Origin of the sequence: Burkholderia sp. AU45274 (genome assembly GCF_030482505.1) — a bacterium.
In the GTDB taxonomy this organism is placed as follows: Bacteria; Pseudomonadota; Gammaproteobacteria; order Burkholderiales; family Burkholderiaceae; genus Burkholderia.
The window spans coordinates 187,758-204,289 of record NZ_JAUJQE010000003.1 but is presented as its reverse complement, the minus strand read 5'-3'; the positions used below and the strand labels follow the sequence as shown (position 1 = coordinate 204,289).

The window sequence follows — 16,532 nt, the reverse complement described above, 5'->3', positions numbered from 1 at the left end:
GGTGATTCGCGTGCGGACCGGGCGGTCGAGCGATGCAGATTTCGCCACATTCCACCGGATTGTTTGGACGTATCATGCGCGTCTCTTCAGCCACCCCATGGTCGGACTGGGCTTGAACGCTCGCCACTTTCCCGTTTCACCCCCTTGTTTAGCGATGCCCATCCGAATCCTGCTCGTCGAAGACGACGTCCCATTGTCCGCACTGATCGCAGACTATCTGCGCACGCATCAGTACGAGGTGGACCGCCTGTTCGACGGCACCGACGCCGTCGCCACGATCGTCGCGCGTCACCCCGACCTGGTGCTGCTCGACATCAACCTGCCGGGCAAGGACGGCTTCGAGATCTGTCGCGACGCACGCATGCAGTACGACGGCATCGTCATCATGATGACGGCTCGCGACGAACAGTTCGACGAGTTGCTCGGCCTGGAATTCGGCGCGGACGACTTTCTCCACAAGCCGATCGAGCCGCGCATCCTGCTCGCGCGGATCAAGGCTCACCTGCGACGGGTGCGCATGCGCCCGGACGATGTCGAGCCGGCATCGCCTCATCGTTTCGAGTTCGGCAAGTTTTCGATCGACCGGGCCGATCGCAAGGTGCGTCTTCCCGACGGCAGCGCACCCCGCCTGACGTCGACCGAGTTCGACCTGCTGTGGGCGCTCGTCTGCCGCGCCGGCGAGGTGGTCAGCCGAAAAGACCTGACGCTGCTGCTGCGCGGCATCGAGTTCGACGGCTTCGACCGCTCGATCGACGGCCGCATTTCGAAGCTGCGCCGCAAGCTGCGTGACGACCTGACGGAACCGAAGCGAATCAAGACGATTCGCGGCAAGGGCTATCAGTTCAGCAAGCACGCGTGGGACTGACGCGCTGCGCTCAGGTGCCCGTCGTCTTCTCGCCGGGCGCGGTCACGGGCGTCTCCGGGGCGCGCGCCAGCCCTTGCGCGAACACCTTCAACCCTTCCAGCAACGGCGTCAGCGCGTCCCACAGCGCTTCGTCGTGCAGCAGCCGGTAGACGCCGCGCACGCCCGGTGCGACATGCTCGTGCTGCGCCGGCTGCCACGCGCCGACGTGATGCAGCGCGTCGGCGGCCGCGAACACGGCCTTGCCGAACTGCTCGGGCGGAATGCGCGACAGCGCCATCAACAGCACCGCGAGATTCTGCATGCCGCTCTGCATGCCCGGCTTGTCGAGCGCATCGACGAACGTGTCGGCCAGCCGCGCGTTCGCGCTGACGACCTCGGTCGCCAAATGCAGGAATCCATGCCGGTGCAGGCTGCCGAGCAAATGTTCGAGCGCATCGTGCGCGCTGGGCTCCGGGTGCGGAGGCGTCGTTTCGGGGGACTGACGTTCGGTCATCGGCTTTCTCCGTTTGGGACGCCACGTGGCCGCCGCGACGGCGGCCACGCGCGCCGGTTGCGTGTGCGGGTTTCATCGGCGAGCCATGCGGCCCGCGTGTCGAGCGGCCGTGCCGGTACGCGCTGACCGGCCGCCGCCCTACCGCATGTTTCCCGTATGGCCCAGCGAATAGCGGCCCGGCTGCGGCCACACCGTCAGGCCGTGCGGCTCCATGCCGACGGGAATCGACCGGATCGCGCCGCTCGCGGTGTCGATCGCGTAGACGACGTCATCGAAGCGGCCCGACAGCCACAGCGTGGTGCCGTCCGCGCTGACGTTGCCCATGTCGGGGCTGCCGCCGCCGGGAATCGGCCAGGTCGCGACCACCTGGCGGGTCGCGAAATCGAGCACCGAGACGCTGCCCTTGCCGTGACGCGGCCCATGGACGCGATTGGAGCCGCGATTCGCGATATAGAGCTTCGTGCCGTCGCGGCTCGGGTACAGGCCGTGCGTCCCGACGCCGGTCGGGATGAAGCCGATCTTCGTGAAGGCGTCGCCATCGATGACGTAGACCCCGTCCGCCATCATGTCGGCGACATAGAACACCTTGCCGTCGGGCGACACGCGAATGTCCTGCGGCATTCCTTTCCGGTCGAGCTCGAGATAGCCGACCACCTTGCGGTTCACGAAATCGATCTTGGCCAGCTTGCCGCCGAACTCGCACGTGAAGAGCGCATACCGGCCGTCGATCGAGAAGTCGGCATGGTTGATGCCCTTGCAGTGCGGCACATCGAGGCTCGATTTCAGCGCCATCGTTTTCGGGTCGCGGAAGTCGAGACGCGCATGCGCTTCGGCCACCACGATCGCGTCCTGGCCGTCGGGCGTGAAATACATGTTGTACGGATCGTCGACGCTCACCGGCTGGCCGGGCTTGCCCGTCTTCGGATCGATCGGCGTCAGGCTGCCGTCGGTTCGCCCTTCCGCATTGTTCGCGACCCACAGCGTCTGCAGGTCCCATGCCGGCACGACGTGCTGCGGACTGCGGCCAACGGCGAACCGGTCGACGACCTGGTACGTGGCCGGGTCGATCACGTAGACGTCGTTCGATCTCAGGTTCGGCACATAGATGCGCGGCAACGCGCCCGCTACCGCCGCGCTCATGCGGCCGGCCTGCGCCTCGCTGTACAGGTTGTCGGGATGAAGGACGGGCGGCATGCCGGGTACGGTCGCGACGGCAGCCGCCGCGATCGCCCCGCGGGCACCGACGGCCAGCGCCGCCACGATGACGATCGCGGGACGTGAGAAGCGAAGATGACGGAGGAAGCGCGGTTGCATGACGATGTCCCGGTTCGATTGAAGGGAACGACGACAAAGGTAGCGCGATGGCGCGGCTGCGTCAGCGGCCGGCGATGTCCTTTCTGATCGCATCGACGGTGCGCGACACGATGGCGTCGGTGCCCAGCCGGCCGAGTTCGACACTCGCGTGACGCGGATCGCCGCCGTAGACGCCGTCGACCGCGCCCGGCTTCGCGGCGTTGCGCAGCTTGTCGACCCTGACCATGCGCGGCTCGACCGCCAGCAGCAGCGCCGTGTCGGCCAGCCCCGCATGCGTGCCGATCTCCGCGCCCGGCACGCCGTGCTCGCGCAGGATCTGGTCATAACCGTCGGAACTGGTGCCGTAGTACGCGGCCGGCACGAACGCGCGCGCCCCCGTGCCGGCCCAGGACTTGTTCAGCCGGGCCACGGATTGCTTGATGTCGTTCTGGTAGCCGCCGTGGTCGCCGAGGAACACGATGTTGGTGAAGCCATGGACGCGGAAGCTGTTGGCCGCGGATTCGAGGGTCTTTTCGAAGACGTCGTCGGGCACGGTGATCGTGCCCGGGAAGCGCATGTGCGACGTCGGCGGCGCATAGCCACCCTCGGGCACATAGGCGATGACGGGCGCGACGATCGCGTTGCCGAGCCCTTCCGCGATCCGCTCGGACAGCACCCTGACCCGCGCGTTGTGCTTGCCGAGTGCGACGTACGGGCCGCTTTGCTCGGTCCCGCCGATCGGAATCAGGATCGTGGTCTTGCCGGCCCGGATGCTGTCGCGCAGTTCGGTCCAGGTCATGTCTTCGAGTCGCACCGTGCCCGGCGCCTGGGCGAGCACGGCTTGCGCGACGGTGACAGCGAGGGCGGCGAGGATGGCGCGTGGCAGGCATTTCATCGCGGATTCCCGGCGTAAGGAAAGAAACGACGCGGCGTTCCCTCGCACCATAAACGAACTCGCGCGACTTGTCGCTGACCGACGCATGACGCTTCACGCCGCGGGTCGAGAGAAAGGATTTCGTCAGGATGCCGTCTTGCGTCGCGAAGCCTGTCGCTCCCGGTCAGCACGCGACGAGCCGATTCGATGCGCGGACCAAGGCACCACGCGCCCGCTCCTCATCTGCGCCCATCACGCCGGCAACACGGCCACCGCCTTGATCTCGACGATATAGCCGGGCGCGCCGCCCAGCATGTGCGCACCGACCGCAGTCCACGCCGGCTTCGGGTGCGCCGCGAGGTAGCGGTCGCGCACCTGCATGAACAACGGCAGGTCGCGCATGTCGGTATGGAAGGTCGTCAGGTCGACCACGTCGTTGAACGATGCGCCCGCCGCCTCCAGCACAAGCTTCAGATTCTCGAACGCCTGCACGATCTGCGCTTCACGGCCTTCGACGAGCTGCATCGCCGCATCGCGGCCGATCTGGCCGGATACGTACAGCGTATCGCCGACCTTCAGGCCCGGTGCATAGCCGATTTTCTCGTACACCGCTTCCATTCCCGCCGGAACGATGGCTTTGCGATCACGCATGAGGGTCTCCGTGGCCGGCGTCTTGGCGCCGACCGGTGGGTTGTCGATGAACACAGGTTGAACACGTGCAGGTGGCGCCACGACACATCGCTCAACCCGTATCGCCGCCCGCGACCGGCAGCACCGTGCCGGTGATGTAGCTCGCCTCGTCGGACGCGAGGAACAGGATCGGCGCGATCTGCTCGTCGAGGCTGCCGTAGCGCTTGAAGAACGTCGACTCGGTGACCTGGCGCACCGCCTCGCCCATCCATACCTGTTCCTGCTCGCTGTCACCGGCCGCATTGCGCGGCACGCGGCGCGGCGGCGCGCTGGTGCCGCCCGGCGCGGTCGCCACGACCCGGATGTTGTGCTCCGCGTATTCCATCGCGAGCGCTGCCGTCAGCGCATTGACGCCGCCCTTCGCCGCCGAGTACGGCACGCGGCGGATGCCGCGCGTCGCGTTCGACGAGATGTTGACGATCGTGCCGCCGCCGCGCGCGAGCAGGTGCGGCAGCACCGCGTGGCACGTATAGAGCGTCGGCATCAGCGAGCGGCGGATTTCCGCATCGATCTGCGCGGGCTCGAATTCGGCGAACGGGCGCATGCGAATCGCGCCGCCGACGCCGTTGATCAGGATGTCGACGCCGCCGAACGTCTGCGCGGCGTACGCGATCGCCGCATGCGCACCGTCGTAGGTTTCGAGATCGGCGACGAAGCCGGCCGTCTCGCCACCGGTCGCTTCGGCCGCGACGTCGGCGACGAAATCCGCGCGATCGACGAACAGCACCCTGCCGCCTTCGGCCGCCGCGCGCAGCGCGACGCCACGACCGATGCCCTGCGCGGCGCCCGTGACGACGATGACCTTGCCAGAGAATCGTTGCATGATCACGCCGCCTTTGCCGTGACGTTGGGGGTGAACTTCTCGTAGTGGAAGCTGTTCGGCTTCACGCCTTCGTCGTCGAAATACTGGCGCACCGCGTCGACCATCGGCGGCGGCCCGCACAGATACACGTCGACGTCGCCGTCGTTCAGCGCCTCGGCCGGGATATGCTGCGTGACCCAGCCCTTGCGCGGATGGCTCGACGCCGCATCCGCGACGACCGTCGCGAAGCTGAAGTTTGGCAGTTTCGCCGCGTAGGCTTCGATCACGTCGACCAGCACGAGGTCGAGCTCGCGCGTCACGCCGTAGATCAGGTGCATCTTCTGCTGCGACCCGGCGCGCGCGAGCACCTCGAGCATCGACAGGAACGGCGCCAGCCCCGTGCCGCCCGCGAGGAACAGCAGCGGCCGCTGCACGTCGCGCAGGTAGAAGCTGCCGAGCGGCCCGTGCAGTTCCAGCGTGTCGCCGGGCTGCGCCGATTCGAGCCACGTGCTCATCACGCCGCCGGGGATCTTCTTGATCAGGAAGCTGACCTTCGCATCGGCCGGCGCCGACGAGAACGAGTAGGACCGGTGCTGCCCGCTCGCGGGCACGTCGATGTTCACGTACTGGCCCGGCAGGAAAACGGGCGCGGCCGCGCCGACGTCCAGTTCGAGCACGACGGCCGCGTCGTTGTGCTGCTCGACCTTCGTCACCGTGGCGGCGAAGCTGCTCTGGCCGGTCTTGCACGCGACCGACGACGTCGGCACCGCGATCACGCAATCGCTTTGCGGCACCATCTGGCAGGTCAGCACGAGGCCGCCGTCCTTTTCGTCTTCGGTGAGCGCGTCGTCGATGTAATCGTCGCCGAGGTCGTAGCTGCCGCTTTCGGCGCGGCACTTGCAGGTGCCGCACACGCCGTCGGAGCAATCCATCGGCAGGTTGATCTTCGCGCGGAAGGCCGCGTCGAGCACCTTCTCGCCGGCCTTGCAGTCGATGAAGCGGGTTACCCCGTCCTCGAAATTCAGTGCAATCTTGTAGCTGGACATGGCGTCGCCTCCACTTCCTTGTCTTTGATGACGAAACAACGGGCGTCAGACGTGATAGACGTCGAGCACCTGCCGGATGTAGTCGTTCTTCAGCACGATCTTCTTGTACGAGATCAGCAGCTCATCGCCCACCTGGCGCAACGTGACGAACATCGTGCCGAAGAAGTGATCGGTCACGCGGTAGCGGTGGTTCAGCGTGTGAAAGTTGTAGCGCACGTCCACCTCGTCGTCGCGTTCGGCCAGCACCTCGACGTTCGTCACGTTGTGGCTGGTGCGCGGCTCGGGCGTCGATGCGCCGCTGCGCTCGGTCTTGATCCGGAACACGCGATCCTCGAGGCCGCCGCGGTCCGGGTAGTACATCAGCGAGATCTGGCTCTGGTGATCGTCGGTCGGCCGATCGTCGTCGTCCCATGCGGGCATCCAGTACGTGACGTCCTCCGTGTAGCAGGTCAGCCACGCGTCCCACTGACGATCGTCGAGCAGGCGCGCTTCGCGATACAGCGCCGCGCAAATGATCCGGTAATCGAAGCTCATGCTGCCACCTCCCCACGTTCCTTCTTCAGCGCATCGCGCATCACGTGCACCCAGTGTTCGTGCTGGCACACGAACAGCCCTTCGTCCTCGCTGCGCTCGCCGGAAATGCGCGGGTTCAGCCCCATCTTCCTCGCGTTCTCGTCGGGCCCGTCGATCCACAACGGCGCACCGCGCGACAGGTCGTTCCACATCGCCGTGATGCCCGCGTAACCGGCCTGGCATGCGCGGAATTCCTCGAGATCGTCGGCGGTGCCCATGCCCGTCACGTTGAAGAAATCCTCGTACTGGCGGATCCGGATCGTGCGGTCGGCCTCGCTCTCGCCCTTCGGCGCGAAGCAGAAGATCGTGACTTCGGTCTTGTCGACGCCGAGCGGCCGCACCACGCGGATCTGTGTGCTGAACTGGTCCATCAGGAACACGTTCGGGTACACGCACAGGTTGCGGGTCTGGTTGACGATGAAGTCCGCCTGCACGTCGCCGACGCGCGCCTTGATCTCGTCACGGTGCAGGTACACCGGCCGCACTTCCGGGTTCATCGTCTGCGTCCACAGCAGGATGTGGCCGTTGTCGAAGCCGTACACGCCCGCGACCGACTTGCTCCAGCTGTTCGCGTCGACGGCCTTGGTGCCGTCTTCCTTGCGGCGGCCCATCGTCGCCGCGTAGTTCCAGTGCACGGTGCTGACGTGGTAGCCGTCGCAACCATTCTCCATCTGCATCTTCCAGTTGCCTTCGTAGATGTAGGACGAGTTGCCGCGCAGCACCTCGAGCCCGTTCGGCGCCTGGTCAACGATCTGGTCGATGATCACGCGCGCTTCGCCAAGGTAGTCCTCGAGCGGCAGCACGTCGGCGCTGAGGCTGCCGAACAGGAAGCCGCGATAGTTCGCGAAGCGTGCAACCTTCTTCAGGTCGTGCGAGCCGTGCGTGTTGAACTGCACCGGATACTCGGTCGTCTTCTCGTCCTTCACCTTCAGCAGCTTGCCGGTGTTCGAGAAGGTCCAGCCGTGGAACGGACACGTGAAGCTGCCCTTGTTGCCGTGCTTGCGGCGGCACAGCATCGCGCCCTTGTGGGCACAGGCGTTGATCACTGCGTGCAGCTCGCCGGTCTTGTCGCGCGTGATCACGATCGGCTGGCGGCCGATCCACGTCGTGTAGTAGTCGTTGTTGGCCGGGATCTGGCTTTCGTGCGCCAGGTACACCCAGTTGCCTTCGAAGATGTGCTTCATCTCGAGCTCGTACAGCTCGGCGTTCGTGAAGATGTCGCGGCGGCAGCGGAATACGCCGGCTTCCTTGTCGTCCTGCACGGCGGTGGCGAGCAGGTGATCCAGGTCGGTGGCTTGGTCGATCGTGGCGGACATGTTGGCTCCTCCCATGCGCGTGCCGCGTCCTGCAAGCACGCTCGCATCGGTAATCGGTTGAATCTCGCGGGAACCCGGCCGGCGGCGGCGTATTCGCGCCGTGCCGGCGGGTGGTTACGCCGTCGCGGCTGCGCGCGGGCGGTGGACGATCTGGTTGTCCTTGCCCTGCACCCGCGGCGTCAGGACGAAGTTGAACTCGATGTCCTGGTACGCATCGGCCTTCATGCCGAGCGCCGTGCCGCCGGTCTTCGCGACCACGGGCGGGATCAGCTCCTCGCGCGTCGCATACGCGAAGTCATCCCAGATCAGCGGATCGCCGTCGATGTTGAACTGCGTCGTCAGCTTGCGGTGGTCGGGGCTGTCGACGAAGAAGTGCACGTGCGCCGGGCGGTTGCCGTGGCGGCCGAGGCCGTTCAGCAGCTGCTGCGTCGCGCCCTGCGGCGGGCAGCCGTAGCCGACCGGCATCAGCGTGCGGAATTCGTACTTGCCGTCGGCACCCGTCTTCACGGCACCACGCAGGTTGAAATCGCTCTGCTTGCCGGTCGGGTCGAAGTGCGAATAGAAGCCGTGCGAGTTCGCGTGCCAGCATTCGACCACCGCGCCCGCGATCGGCTTGCCGTCGAGGCCCGTGACCGTGCCGTGGATCACGAGCGGGCCCGCGCCGTCGTCTTCGTCGAGGTCGATCTTCGACACGCCGTCGCGCACCGGTGCGCCGGCCACATAGAGTGGCCCTTCGATCGTGCGCGGCGTGCCGCCGTCGAGGCCGGCCGCCTTGTCCGCGGCATCCATCCGGATGTCGAGATACTTCTCGAGGCCGAGGCCGGCCGCGAGCAGCGCCGCTTCGCCGTCCTGGCCGAGCTTGTTCAGGTAGTTGACGCCGGCCCACACTTCGTCGGGCGTGATGTCGAGATCGTCGATCGCCTTGAACAGGTCGCCGAGCAGCCGCAGCACGACCTGCTGCGTGCGTGCGTTGCCGCCCGTCGTGCCGTTCGCGCCCGCGTTCGACGCGGCCTTCAGCAGATCCTGCACTTCCCGGGACTCGAAAACTTTGACGCTCATGATGGTGTCTCCACGTGTATTGGGGGAATGACGGCCTTTGCCTGGCTCGGGTTATCTATCGCGCGACTTTCGTCAGCCCGTCGCGGGTGAAACGCCTGACCTTGTCCTCGTCGAGTTCGATGCCGAGGCCCGGGCCGTCCGGCACGGTCAGTTCGAAGTCGCTGTAATCGAGCGGCTGCGTCAGGATCTCTTCGGTGATCAGCAGCGGCCCGAACAGTTCGGTGCCCCACTGCAGGTTCGCGACACTCGCGAACAGGTGCGCGGACGCCACCGTGCTGAACGCGCCTTCGAGCATCGTGCCGCCGTACAGCTCGATGCCGGCCGCATCCGCGATCGCGGCGACGCGCTGCGCGGCGAACAGGCCGCCGCTTTGCTCGATCTTGATCGCGAACACGTCGGCGCCGTGGTGCTTCGCGATCTCGAAGGCGCTGTCGGGGCCCTGCAGGATTTCATCGGCCATCAGCGCGACCGGGAAGCGGCGCATCAGGCGCGCCAGCGCCGCGGCCGAAGCCACCGGCTGCTCGACCAGTTCGCAACCGGCATCGGCCAGCGCCGGAATCGCACGCGCGGCCTGCGTTTCGCTCCACGCCATGTTCACGTCGACACGCACCGACGCGCGATCGCCGACGGCCCGCTTGATCTCGGCCACGTGGCGGATATCCGTCTCCGGCGACTTCGCGCCGATCTTCAGCTTGAACACGTTGTGGCGGCGCTGGTCGAGCATCCGCTCGGCTTCGGCGATGTCGGTGGCCGTGTCGCCCGATGCGAGCGTCCAGGCGACCGGCAGGCGATCGCGGCGGCGGCCGCCGAGCAGCTCGCTCACCGGCACGCCGAGCCGCTTGCCGTGCGCGTCGAGCAGCGCGGTTTCGAGTGCGCTCTTCGCGAAGTGGTTGACCTTCGCGAGCTTGCCGAGGAAGGCCATCAGCGTCTGGATGCGCGTCGCGTCCTTGCCGATGATCGCCGGCGCGAGATACGTGTCGATCGCCAGCTTCATCGCCTCGGGGCTTTCCGGGCCGTACGCCATGCCGGCGATCGTCGTGCCTTCGCCGAGGCCCGTGACGCCGTCGCTGCAGCACACCTTCACGAGCATCAGCGTCTGGCCATGCATCGTGGCCACCGACAGCTTGTGCGGACGGATCGTCGGCAGGTCGACGAGGCGGGTTTCGATGCGTTCGATGGTGACGGAGGACATGGGGCACGCCGTGGAGGTGAAGTTCTTGAGGCGATTTATACGTCTCGGCCAGATCGAGCGTCCAATACTTTTAGGCGGTCATTTCAATACCTCGCAGGTATTGAAATTCGCGGATATTCGGTTGATTTAGCTTGTCACCATACCCTCAATGACAGGCAATATGGCCGGGGAGCCGCGCTGGATCGAGAGGAGCGGTCAACCGGGATGCGGACGGCCGGATACGCGAAAGGCATCGGCCGCCATGCGCGCGGCGACGCAAAAAAGCGGCCTCGATGGGCCGCTGTCAGGGTTTTCCTGATGCCTCGCTCGGGGGGCTCGGGGGCAGGTTTCTCGATATGCGCTGTTGGCGGCCGGCTTCGCGTGCGTTGGTTCGACCGGTTGTCGGGTCAAGACGCTGCGGCGCCGGCGGGATTCACGTCAGCGGTGCTTGCGCATCGGGTTGGGTGCGCGAAGGGCCCGGCGTCACCGCAGGTCACCTCATGCGTATGCCGACCGGCTTCGTGGCGAGCCTCACCGGCTCCGGCAATTCAACCGCCGCACCACCCCCGGGGCGCGGCGGCACCGCATCACGACTCCCCATCGACACCCGCGTCCCCACCCAACCTGCCCTCCACCCCGAATCCATCATCCGGCGCCGGTAGCCGCCCGAGCACCCGCTCGACCTCCAGCGCGACCGCGATGAGTTCGCGATCGGTGCCGGCCGCCCCATCCAGTGCGAGGCCGACCGGCAGCCCGGCCGCCGTCAGGCCGGCCGGGACGGTCATGCCCGGTACGCCGGCATTGCTGCCCGGCTCGGTATTCCGGATGTAAGTCGCGAACACCGACGCAGGCTCGCCGTTGAGCATCATCACGTCGCCCGCCGGGATCGGGCACGCGGTGGCGATCGTGGTCGGAAACACCAGCGCGTCGGCGCCGCTGTCGGCGAGGCACTGCCGATACGCGGCACGCGACCGCGTACGCCGGTCGAGCGCGGTGCGGTACGCCGCTTCGCCGATCCCGTCGGGGCCGGTGATATGGCGGGCGATCTTCGCGACGTCCGGGCTCCCCACGTTCGCGACGATGTCGTCGACCGACAGGTCGTAGCCGTTCTCGACCAGATACGCGTGCATCGATGACCGGAATTCGTACATCGCGATGATGGCCGGCTCATCGTCGAAGAACCCCGGATAGTCGTTCAGGTCGATATCGACACACTCGAATCCCGCCTGCGCCAGTTTCGCCACCGCGGCATTCGCCACCCTTTCGACATCTTGAGCGAGGCCGCGCCAGAACGTCGTGCGCGGGACCGCCAGGCGCACGGAGCGTGTCGTGCCACGGGTCGGCAGCGACATGGGCGCGTGGGCGCCGGTGCCGGACAGAATCGCGTCGAGCAGCGCGATGTCCTCGACCGACCGCGCGATCGGGCCGACGGTGTCGCGCGTGCGCGAAATCGGCGCCACGCTGCCCGACGGGTAGCGCCCCACCGTCGGGCGAAGGCCGACGGCACCGCACAGCGCAGCCGGAATCCGGACCGAGCCGCCGGTGTCCGTCCCGAGCGCGGCGGGCACCACGCCCGCGCCGACCAGCGCGCCCGAGCCGCTGCTGCTGCCGCCCGGAATCCGGTTGAAATCGTACGGGTTGCGTACGGCGCCCGTCACACGGTTGTTGCCCGACACGCCGAACGCCAGCTCGTGCAGGTTTGCCTTGCCCGCGATCAGCGCCCCTTGCGCGAGCAGCCGCGCGACGACCGGCGCATGCTGCGGCGGCACGCGGTTGTGCAGCGCCAGCGTGCCGTTGCCGGTCGGCAGGCACGCGGTGTCGATGTTGTCCTTGATCGCGATCGGCAGGCCCAGCAGCGCGTGCGGGGTGGACGACGTCGCGAGGTCGCGGTCGCAGCGGGCCGCTTCGGCGAGCAGCCGCGCATCGTCGACGCACGTAAAGCCGTTCAGGTAGCGCCAGCGTGCGTGCCGCTCGATCATGGCGTACGCGTATTCGACGCAGGAAAACTCACGGCGCAGGATCGCGTGCCGGGCTTCGGTGAGCGTCAGGGTTCCCAGGGTGGGCATCGTCGTCGTTCCTCGTCACGGGGGATCGTCACAAGGTAGGGCGCGCCGATTTTGACGCCCATCATCACAATGGATGACCCCGGCCGACGGCCATGCAACCCGCCGTTACGCCAGCGCGGCCGCCAGGCTCGCGCGGTTGGCGACGCCCTTCTTCGCCATCACGCGCCGCAGGTGCGTGCGGACCGTCGGCACCCCGATGCCGAGCGTGCGCGCGACGTCCTTGTCGGTATAACCGGCGGCAACCAGCCGCGCGACGTCGCTCTCGCGCTCGGTCAGCCCCGCGCACGCATGGCGCCGCCGCAGCAGCGCGCGCCGGAAAAACGGCTCGATGCCGTTCAGCAGCAGCTTGTCGCGTTCGGTGAAATCGGGCCGCCCTTGCGCCCGCCAGATGCGCAGGTCGCCGACGTGGGTCGCGCCGTCGAACGCATAGACGTTGATGCCGTGGTGCATGCCGTCGCGACACAGGAAATCGGTGTAGAACTCGGTCTGCTCCAGCTCGCGCCGGCTCACCACCTCGTCGACGCAGGTCGCCACGCGGCGCGCGCGCAGTGGCGGCGTGACCGGATCGATATGCTGGAACCACGCTTCGTACCGCGCGATCTGCAACGGATCGAGGTTGTACGAGAAGCCGTTGCGCCACAGGCCGGTGTGTTCGTCGCAATCGAACGACGCGGCGAAATCGGCGCGGAGCAGCTGCGTGATCGCGGGCAGCACGACCGTTCTCACGTCGACGACCGGCCCCAGTTCTTCCAGGCGGGCGACGGTGTCGCCGAACAGCCGGAGTTCCTCCGGGGTGATTTCGGACGCGGAAAGGTTCATGACGGGCGGTTCCTCGGCAAGCCGGTGGAGAACACCTGCATCGAGCGCTTCGACGGGGGTGTCGCGGCGAAGGCCCGAACGAGCTTGGGTGCGTCGCGATGCGCCATGTTACCTGGCGGATCGACGCATTGCGTATCGACGTATATAGCCCCCTTTTCTACCGATGGGCGGCACGTCCGCCCGTCAGTCTTTTGCGTCGGCTCTTCATACAGGCGGGTTTGACGCCACTGCTAGTATGGGTCCGGGCCAGCACTATCTTCACCAGGCACGCCCGGAGATCTCGAGGGAAGAGTCGGATTCGGATTTTCTGCCCCGGGTGGCTCGCCGGGATATAGCATTCCGGTATATCAATCTTCTTTTGGTTGGTAGGGCATGACAAATTATCCACTTCTTTTTTCCTCCTTTGCCCTTGTTGTTATGGCATATTTAATGCTGATATTGACTGAGCAAGTGGTGAATTTTGTTCGCACCAGCAAAATGTGGGACGCATATCTTAGAATCGTTTTCGGAATAAATATAGCGAAAGTAAAAGATGAAACGATTTTTAAGATGGTTAAATTAAATGGATTTATCGCCCTTCTTATGACGGTGGTTTTGGGGTGGGGAGTGATGTCAAAATTATTTGCAAAATAATTGACCTTATTCTCCGCGGCTGATTTTCATCGCCTTCGTACCCGCTTGACGCGTCGAGATTGAGCATCGCGACGCGCTCCTCAATCTCGACTGGTCGCTCATCTACAGGCTTACCACCAGTGAGTGAAACGATCATTGTGAAACTGGGCTGTAATTTGGAACGAAGAAACGGGCTGGCAAAACTCCTGGGGGAATGACGGCCGGCCCACTGCGGCACACCGAGCCGCTGCGTTATAGCGCCAACGTGAAGCTCCACTCAGCGGCTGGCAGCCCCCACCGACGCCTGCCATTGCGCGGCCACGCCGGCGTAATCCCGGACCTTGAACGCGGAGCCATCCTTGACGTGCACCCAGCCGAGCGTGCGCTCGGCGAGCGGCTTGTCGTGGTCGTCCGTCGCGATCTTGACGATCGCCTGCGCACGCACATGCACGAGACCGTCCGGATAGTCGGACGACGGGTTCGCCAGCGTCACCGTCACGAACGGCCCGAGATCCTGCAGCAGTTGCGCGGCGGGCGGATTGTCGGCCATCAGCAACGAACCGCCCTTCACGCGGTCGTCCACGCGAATGGCCGTGCCGCCCGGGCGCCGCTGCGCAGCGGTCGGCTGCGACATCCACAGCACGTGATCCGGGTTGAGATAGACCACATCGGGGTCGCCCATCGCGTCGCGGGTTTCAATCCGGGGTATCGGCATGCACAGTCTCCTGTCGAATATCGGGCACCGGGTGCCGGTGCGTCGGCTCCATGATGATGCCGCAATATGTCGGCTTGCCGCATGCATGGCGGTGAACGGCGAATGGCGCGACCACGCCGGGCCGGATGGCCGCGCGCGATGCACGTTACTCGCACGTCACCGTTTCGCAGGTGCGCCGACGTCGTCGAGTGGTGGTTGACACCGCTTCACGCCAACGCGATCCGTAGCCCGGCCGCACTGCCTACCCTCGCCATGTCGCGTCCGCGAGCTTCGCCACCAGTTCGTCGTACACGACCCGGATGCGCCGGGGCATCGGCCCGCGCCGCGGCCGATAGACGTGCAGCTTCCACGGCTCGGGTTCGAGGCCGGGCAGCAGCCGCACGAGGCGCCCGTTGTCGACGTACGGCCGGACGAGGTATTCCGAGCACTGCCCCAGCCCCACCCCCGCACAGATGGCCTCGATCTCCACCTCGGTATCGTCGGTCAGATACGCCGGTGAAGGCGGAACGAACTGGTGCTCCCCCCGAAACATCCACGGCCACGCGCGGCCGCTCGCGCGATCGATCAGGCACGTGACCGGCATCGATTCGAGTTCCTTGCGATTTTTGGGCTCACCCAGCCGCCTGATCAGCGACGGCGCGCCGACGATCCACATCGGCAACGGCCCGACCATGCGCGCGACGAAGCGGTTGTCGCCGATCGCCCCGACGCGCACGCCGATGTCGATCTGCTCGTCGACCACCGGCGAAGGCACGTCCGACAGCCGCAAGTCGGGCACGAGCCCCGGATACCGCTGCATGAGATCGCTCAGGATCGGCTGCACGTAACGACGCCCCATGCCCGACGGCGCCGTGATCCGCACGACGCCCACCGGCTCGTCGGCCTGGCCGGTCGCGGGGCCGAACAGCCCGTCGACGGCCGCCAGCGCCGTCTGCGCGTCACGGGCGAACGCCTGCCCGAACGCGGTGATCCGGATGCTCCGCGTCGTCCGGTGAAACAGCGTTTCGCCGAGCATCTCCTCCAGTTCGCGCACCGCGCGCGTCACGACTTGCGGCGACACGCCGAGGCGCGCCGCCGCCTCGCGGAACGTGGGCGCCGCGGCGGCCGCGGAAAAGATCTTCAGGATGTCGAGTCGGTTGAGCATGGAGAACCCTCGTGGCACGCGCATGCGGCAGCGCTTTTCATTCCCGAAACGGGAATTCTGAATGCGCCATTGTTCCATTTTTTTACGATCGACGAGCGACCACAATGCCCATCAAGCGTGCATCTCAACCGATTCAACTCAGCCCCTTGCGCCGCTTTCATCCCTCACTCTGGAGAATCTCATCATGAACGCAAGCACGAAACCGACCCAACTCGACAGCCGCATCGCCCTGGTGACGGGCGCCAGCTCCGGCATCGGCCGCGCGTCCGCGATCGAACTCGCGCGGCGCGGCGCCAAGGTCGTCGTCTCCGCGCGGCGCAAACCCGAGCTCGATCGACTGGTCGACGAAATCGTGACCGCCGGCGGCGAAGCGAAGACCTTCGTCGCGGATGTCGCGAACGAAGACGATCTGCGCAAGCTGTTCGATTTCGCAGTAGAAACCTACGGACGCCTCGACATCGCGTTCAACAACGCCGGCACGGAAGGCGTGTTCGCGCCGCTGCTCGAGCAGGATGCCGAGCGGTTCGACAGGGTGTTCGAACCGAACGTGCGCGGCGTGTTCAACTCGATGAAGTACGCCGCTGAAATCATGCTGCGGCAGGGGTCGGGCAGCATCATCAACAACGCGTCGATGGGCGGGCTGATCGGCTTCGAGAATGCATCGGTCTATATCGCGAGCAAGCACGCGGTGATCGGGATGACGAAGACCGCGTCGATCGAATGGTTCAAACGCGGCGTGCGCGTGAACGCACTGTGCCCGGGGCTGATCGAAACGCCGTTCCATCATCGCGGCATCTGGCCGTCGGAAGAGGCGCAACAGGCATTCGCCGCATCGACACCGGCAGGACGCTGGGGCTCCGCCGAGGAGATGGCGACGATCGTCGCGTTCCTCGCGTCGGACGATTCCAGCTACGTGTCAGGGCATGCGCTCGTGGCCGACGGCGGCTACTCGGTTGCATGACGGGCAACGCGCGAGGCACGTCCGCAAGCCCGT

17 protein-coding genes are annotated in these 16,532 nt (G+C 66.2%); 3 read left to right on the top strand and 14 right to left on the bottom strand.

The window, feature by feature from the left end; genetic code table 11:
* Window positions 1-154 precede the first annotated feature (154 nt).
* On the top strand, window positions 155-865 hold the full coding sequence (locus tag QZM35_RS13705) for a response regulator (protein WP_301776325.1): 711 nt from the start codon (window positions 155-157) through the stop codon (window positions 863-865).
* Window positions 866-875: 10 nt separating this feature from the next.
* Here the strand turns inward: QZM35_RS13705 and QZM35_RS13700 are convergent, their stop codons facing one another.
* From QZM35_RS13700 to QZM35_RS13645, 12 genes are all read right to left on the bottom strand, one after another.
* Window positions 876-1,358 carry a DUF1641 domain-containing protein gene (locus tag QZM35_RS13700; protein ID WP_089429642.1) on the bottom strand — a complete coding sequence of 161 codons (483 nt, stop codon included), beginning with the start codon at window positions 1,356-1,358 and terminating at the stop codon, window positions 876-878.
* Window positions 1,359-1,496: 138 nt separating this feature from the next.
* Window positions 1,497-2,672, bottom strand: coding sequence for a YncE family protein (locus QZM35_RS13695; RefSeq protein ID WP_301776143.1), 1,176 nt, complete (start codon window positions 2,670-2,672; stop codon window positions 1,497-1,499).
* A 61-nt stretch (window positions 2,673-2,733) separates the two neighbouring features.
* The gene (locus QZM35_RS13690) at window positions 2,734-3,546 is read right to left on the bottom strand and encodes a creatininase family protein (protein WP_301776142.1); all 813 of its coding nucleotides are present in this window, start codon (window positions 3,544-3,546) and stop codon (window positions 2,734-2,736) included.
* Window positions 3,547-3,777: 231 nt separating this feature from the next.
* Window positions 3,778-4,176 (bottom strand): RidA family protein, encoded by a 399-nt coding sequence (locus QZM35_RS13685; protein WP_174932892.1) that lies wholly within the window; start codon window positions 4,174-4,176, stop codon window positions 3,778-3,780.
* 91 nt (window positions 4,177-4,267) lie between these two features.
* The gene (gene benD, locus QZM35_RS13680; RefSeq protein WP_301776141.1) at window positions 4,268-5,038 is read right to left on the bottom strand and encodes a benzoate diol dehydrogenase BenD; all 771 of its coding nucleotides are present in this window, start codon (window positions 5,036-5,038) and stop codon (window positions 4,268-4,270) included.
* A gap of 2 nt (window positions 5,039-5,040) precedes the next feature.
* On the bottom strand, window positions 5,041-6,063 hold the full coding sequence (benC, locus tag QZM35_RS13675; RefSeq protein ID WP_301776140.1) for a benzoate 1,2-dioxygenase electron transfer component BenC: 1,023 nt from the start codon (window positions 6,061-6,063) through the stop codon (window positions 5,041-5,043).
* A 45-nt stretch (window positions 6,064-6,108) separates the two neighbouring features.
* Entirely contained in the window at window positions 6,109-6,597 is a 489-nt protein-coding gene (gene benB, locus QZM35_RS13670; RefSeq protein ID WP_089429638.1) for a benzoate 1,2-dioxygenase small subunit, read from the bottom strand.
* Window positions 6,594-7,952 (bottom strand): Rieske 2Fe-2S domain-containing protein, encoded by a 1,359-nt coding sequence (locus QZM35_RS13665; protein WP_301776139.1) that lies wholly within the window; start codon window positions 7,950-7,952, stop codon window positions 6,594-6,596. The genes benB and QZM35_RS13665 overlap by 4 nt, the downstream gene beginning before the upstream one ends.
* A gap of 114 nt (window positions 7,953-8,066) precedes the next feature.
* The gene (gene catA / locus QZM35_RS13660) at window positions 8,067-9,011 is read right to left on the bottom strand and encodes a catechol 1,2-dioxygenase (protein WP_174970753.1); all 945 of its coding nucleotides are present in this window, start codon (window positions 9,009-9,011) and stop codon (window positions 8,067-8,069) included.
* Window positions 9,012-9,066: 55 nt separating this feature from the next.
* Window positions 9,067-10,203: a muconate/chloromuconate family cycloisomerase gene (locus tag QZM35_RS13655; RefSeq protein ID WP_301776138.1), complete on the bottom strand. Its 1,137-nt coding sequence runs from the start codon at window positions 10,201-10,203 to the stop codon at window positions 9,067-9,069.
* A gap of 566 nt (window positions 10,204-10,769) precedes the next feature.
* Complete coding sequence (iaaH, locus tag QZM35_RS13650) at window positions 10,770-12,248, bottom strand: indoleacetamide hydrolase (RefSeq protein ID WP_301776137.1); 1,479 nt, start codon at window positions 12,246-12,248, stop codon at window positions 10,770-10,772.
* A 105-nt stretch (window positions 12,249-12,353) separates the two neighbouring features.
* Window positions 12,354-13,067 (bottom strand): helix-turn-helix transcriptional regulator, encoded by a 714-nt coding sequence (locus QZM35_RS13645; protein WP_301776136.1) that lies wholly within the window; start codon window positions 13,065-13,067, stop codon window positions 12,354-12,356.
* Window positions 13,068-13,439: 372 nt separating this feature from the next.
* Here QZM35_RS13645 and QZM35_RS13640 point away from each other — a divergent pair, with 372 nt between their 5' ends.
* Complete coding sequence (locus tag QZM35_RS13640) at window positions 13,440-13,700, top strand: hypothetical protein (protein ID WP_301776135.1); 261 nt, start codon at window positions 13,440-13,442, stop codon at window positions 13,698-13,700.
* 256 nt (window positions 13,701-13,956) lie between these two features.
* On the opposite strand, the gene QZM35_RS13635 is transcribed toward QZM35_RS13640, so the two are convergent.
* Together QZM35_RS13635 and QZM35_RS13630 are read right to left on the bottom strand one after the other, a co-directional pair.
* Window positions 13,957-14,394 (bottom strand): hypothetical protein, encoded by a 438-nt coding sequence (locus QZM35_RS13635; protein WP_143329919.1) that lies wholly within the window; start codon window positions 14,392-14,394, stop codon window positions 13,957-13,959.
* Window positions 14,395-14,635: 241 nt separating this feature from the next.
* On the bottom strand, window positions 14,636-15,538 hold the full coding sequence (locus tag QZM35_RS13630; protein ID WP_301776134.1) for a LysR family transcriptional regulator: 903 nt from the start codon (window positions 15,536-15,538) through the stop codon (window positions 14,636-14,638).
* A gap of 184 nt (window positions 15,539-15,722) precedes the next feature.
* On the opposite strand from QZM35_RS13630, the gene QZM35_RS13625 reads away from it, so the two are divergent.
* Entirely contained in the window at window positions 15,723-16,499 is a 777-nt protein-coding gene (locus QZM35_RS13625) for an SDR family NAD(P)-dependent oxidoreductase (RefSeq protein ID WP_301776133.1), read from the top strand.
* Window positions 16,500-16,532: the final 33 nt, after the last annotated feature.

Coding starts and splice junctions, on each gene's coding strand:
- QZM35_RS13625 (WP_301776133.1), top strand. CDS start 15,723: ATGAACGCAAGCACGAAACCGACCCAACTCGACAGCCGCATCGCCCTG.
- QZM35_RS13685 (WP_174932892.1), bottom strand. CDS start 4,176: ATGCGTGATCGCAAAGCCATCGTTCCGGCGGGAATGGAAGCGGTGTAC.
- QZM35_RS13655 (WP_301776138.1), bottom strand. CDS start 10,203: ATGTCCTCCGTCACCATCGAACGCATCGAAACCCGCCTCGTCGACCTG.
- benC (WP_301776140.1), bottom strand. CDS start 6,063: ATGTCCAGCTACAAGATTGCACTGAATTTCGAGGACGGGGTAACCCGC.
- benB (WP_089429638.1), bottom strand. CDS start 6,597: ATGAGCTTCGATTACCGGATCATTTGCGCGGCGCTGTATCGCGAAGCG.
- catA (WP_174970753.1), bottom strand. CDS start 9,011: ATGAGCGTCAAAGTTTTCGAGTCCCGGGAAGTGCAGGATCTGCTGAAG.
- QZM35_RS13705 (WP_301776325.1), top strand. CDS start 155: ATGCCCATCCGAATCCTGCTCGTCGAAGACGACGTCCCATTGTCCGCA.
- QZM35_RS13690 (WP_301776142.1), bottom strand. CDS start 3,546: ATGAAATGCCTGCCACGCGCCATCCTCGCCGCCCTCGCTGTCACCGTC.
- QZM35_RS13640 (WP_301776135.1), top strand. CDS start 13,440: ATGACAAATTATCCACTTCTTTTTTCCTCCTTTGCCCTTGTTGTTATG.
- QZM35_RS13700 (WP_089429642.1), bottom strand. CDS start 1,358: ATGACCGAACGTCAGTCCCCCGAAACGACGCCTCCGCACCCGGAGCCC.
- QZM35_RS13635 (WP_143329919.1), bottom strand. CDS start 14,394: ATGCCGATACCCCGGATTGAAACCCGCGACGCGATGGGCGACCCCGAT.
- QZM35_RS13645 (WP_301776136.1), bottom strand. CDS start 13,067: ATGAACCTTTCCGCGTCCGAAATCACCCCGGAGGAACTCCGGCTGTTC.
- QZM35_RS13630 (WP_301776134.1), bottom strand. CDS start 15,538: ATGCTCAACCGACTCGACATCCTGAAGATCTTTTCCGCGGCCGCCGCG.
- benD (WP_301776141.1), bottom strand. CDS start 5,038: ATGCAACGATTCTCTGGCAAGGTCATCGTCGTCACGGGCGCCGCGCAG.
- QZM35_RS13695 (WP_301776143.1), bottom strand. CDS start 2,672: ATGCAACCGCGCTTCCTCCGTCATCTTCGCTTCTCACGTCCCGCGATC.
- iaaH (WP_301776137.1), bottom strand. CDS start 12,248: ATGCCCACCCTGGGAACCCTGACGCTCACCGAAGCCCGGCACGCGATC.
- QZM35_RS13665 (WP_301776139.1), bottom strand. CDS start 7,952: ATGTCCGCCACGATCGACCAAGCCACCGACCTGGATCACCTGCTCGCC.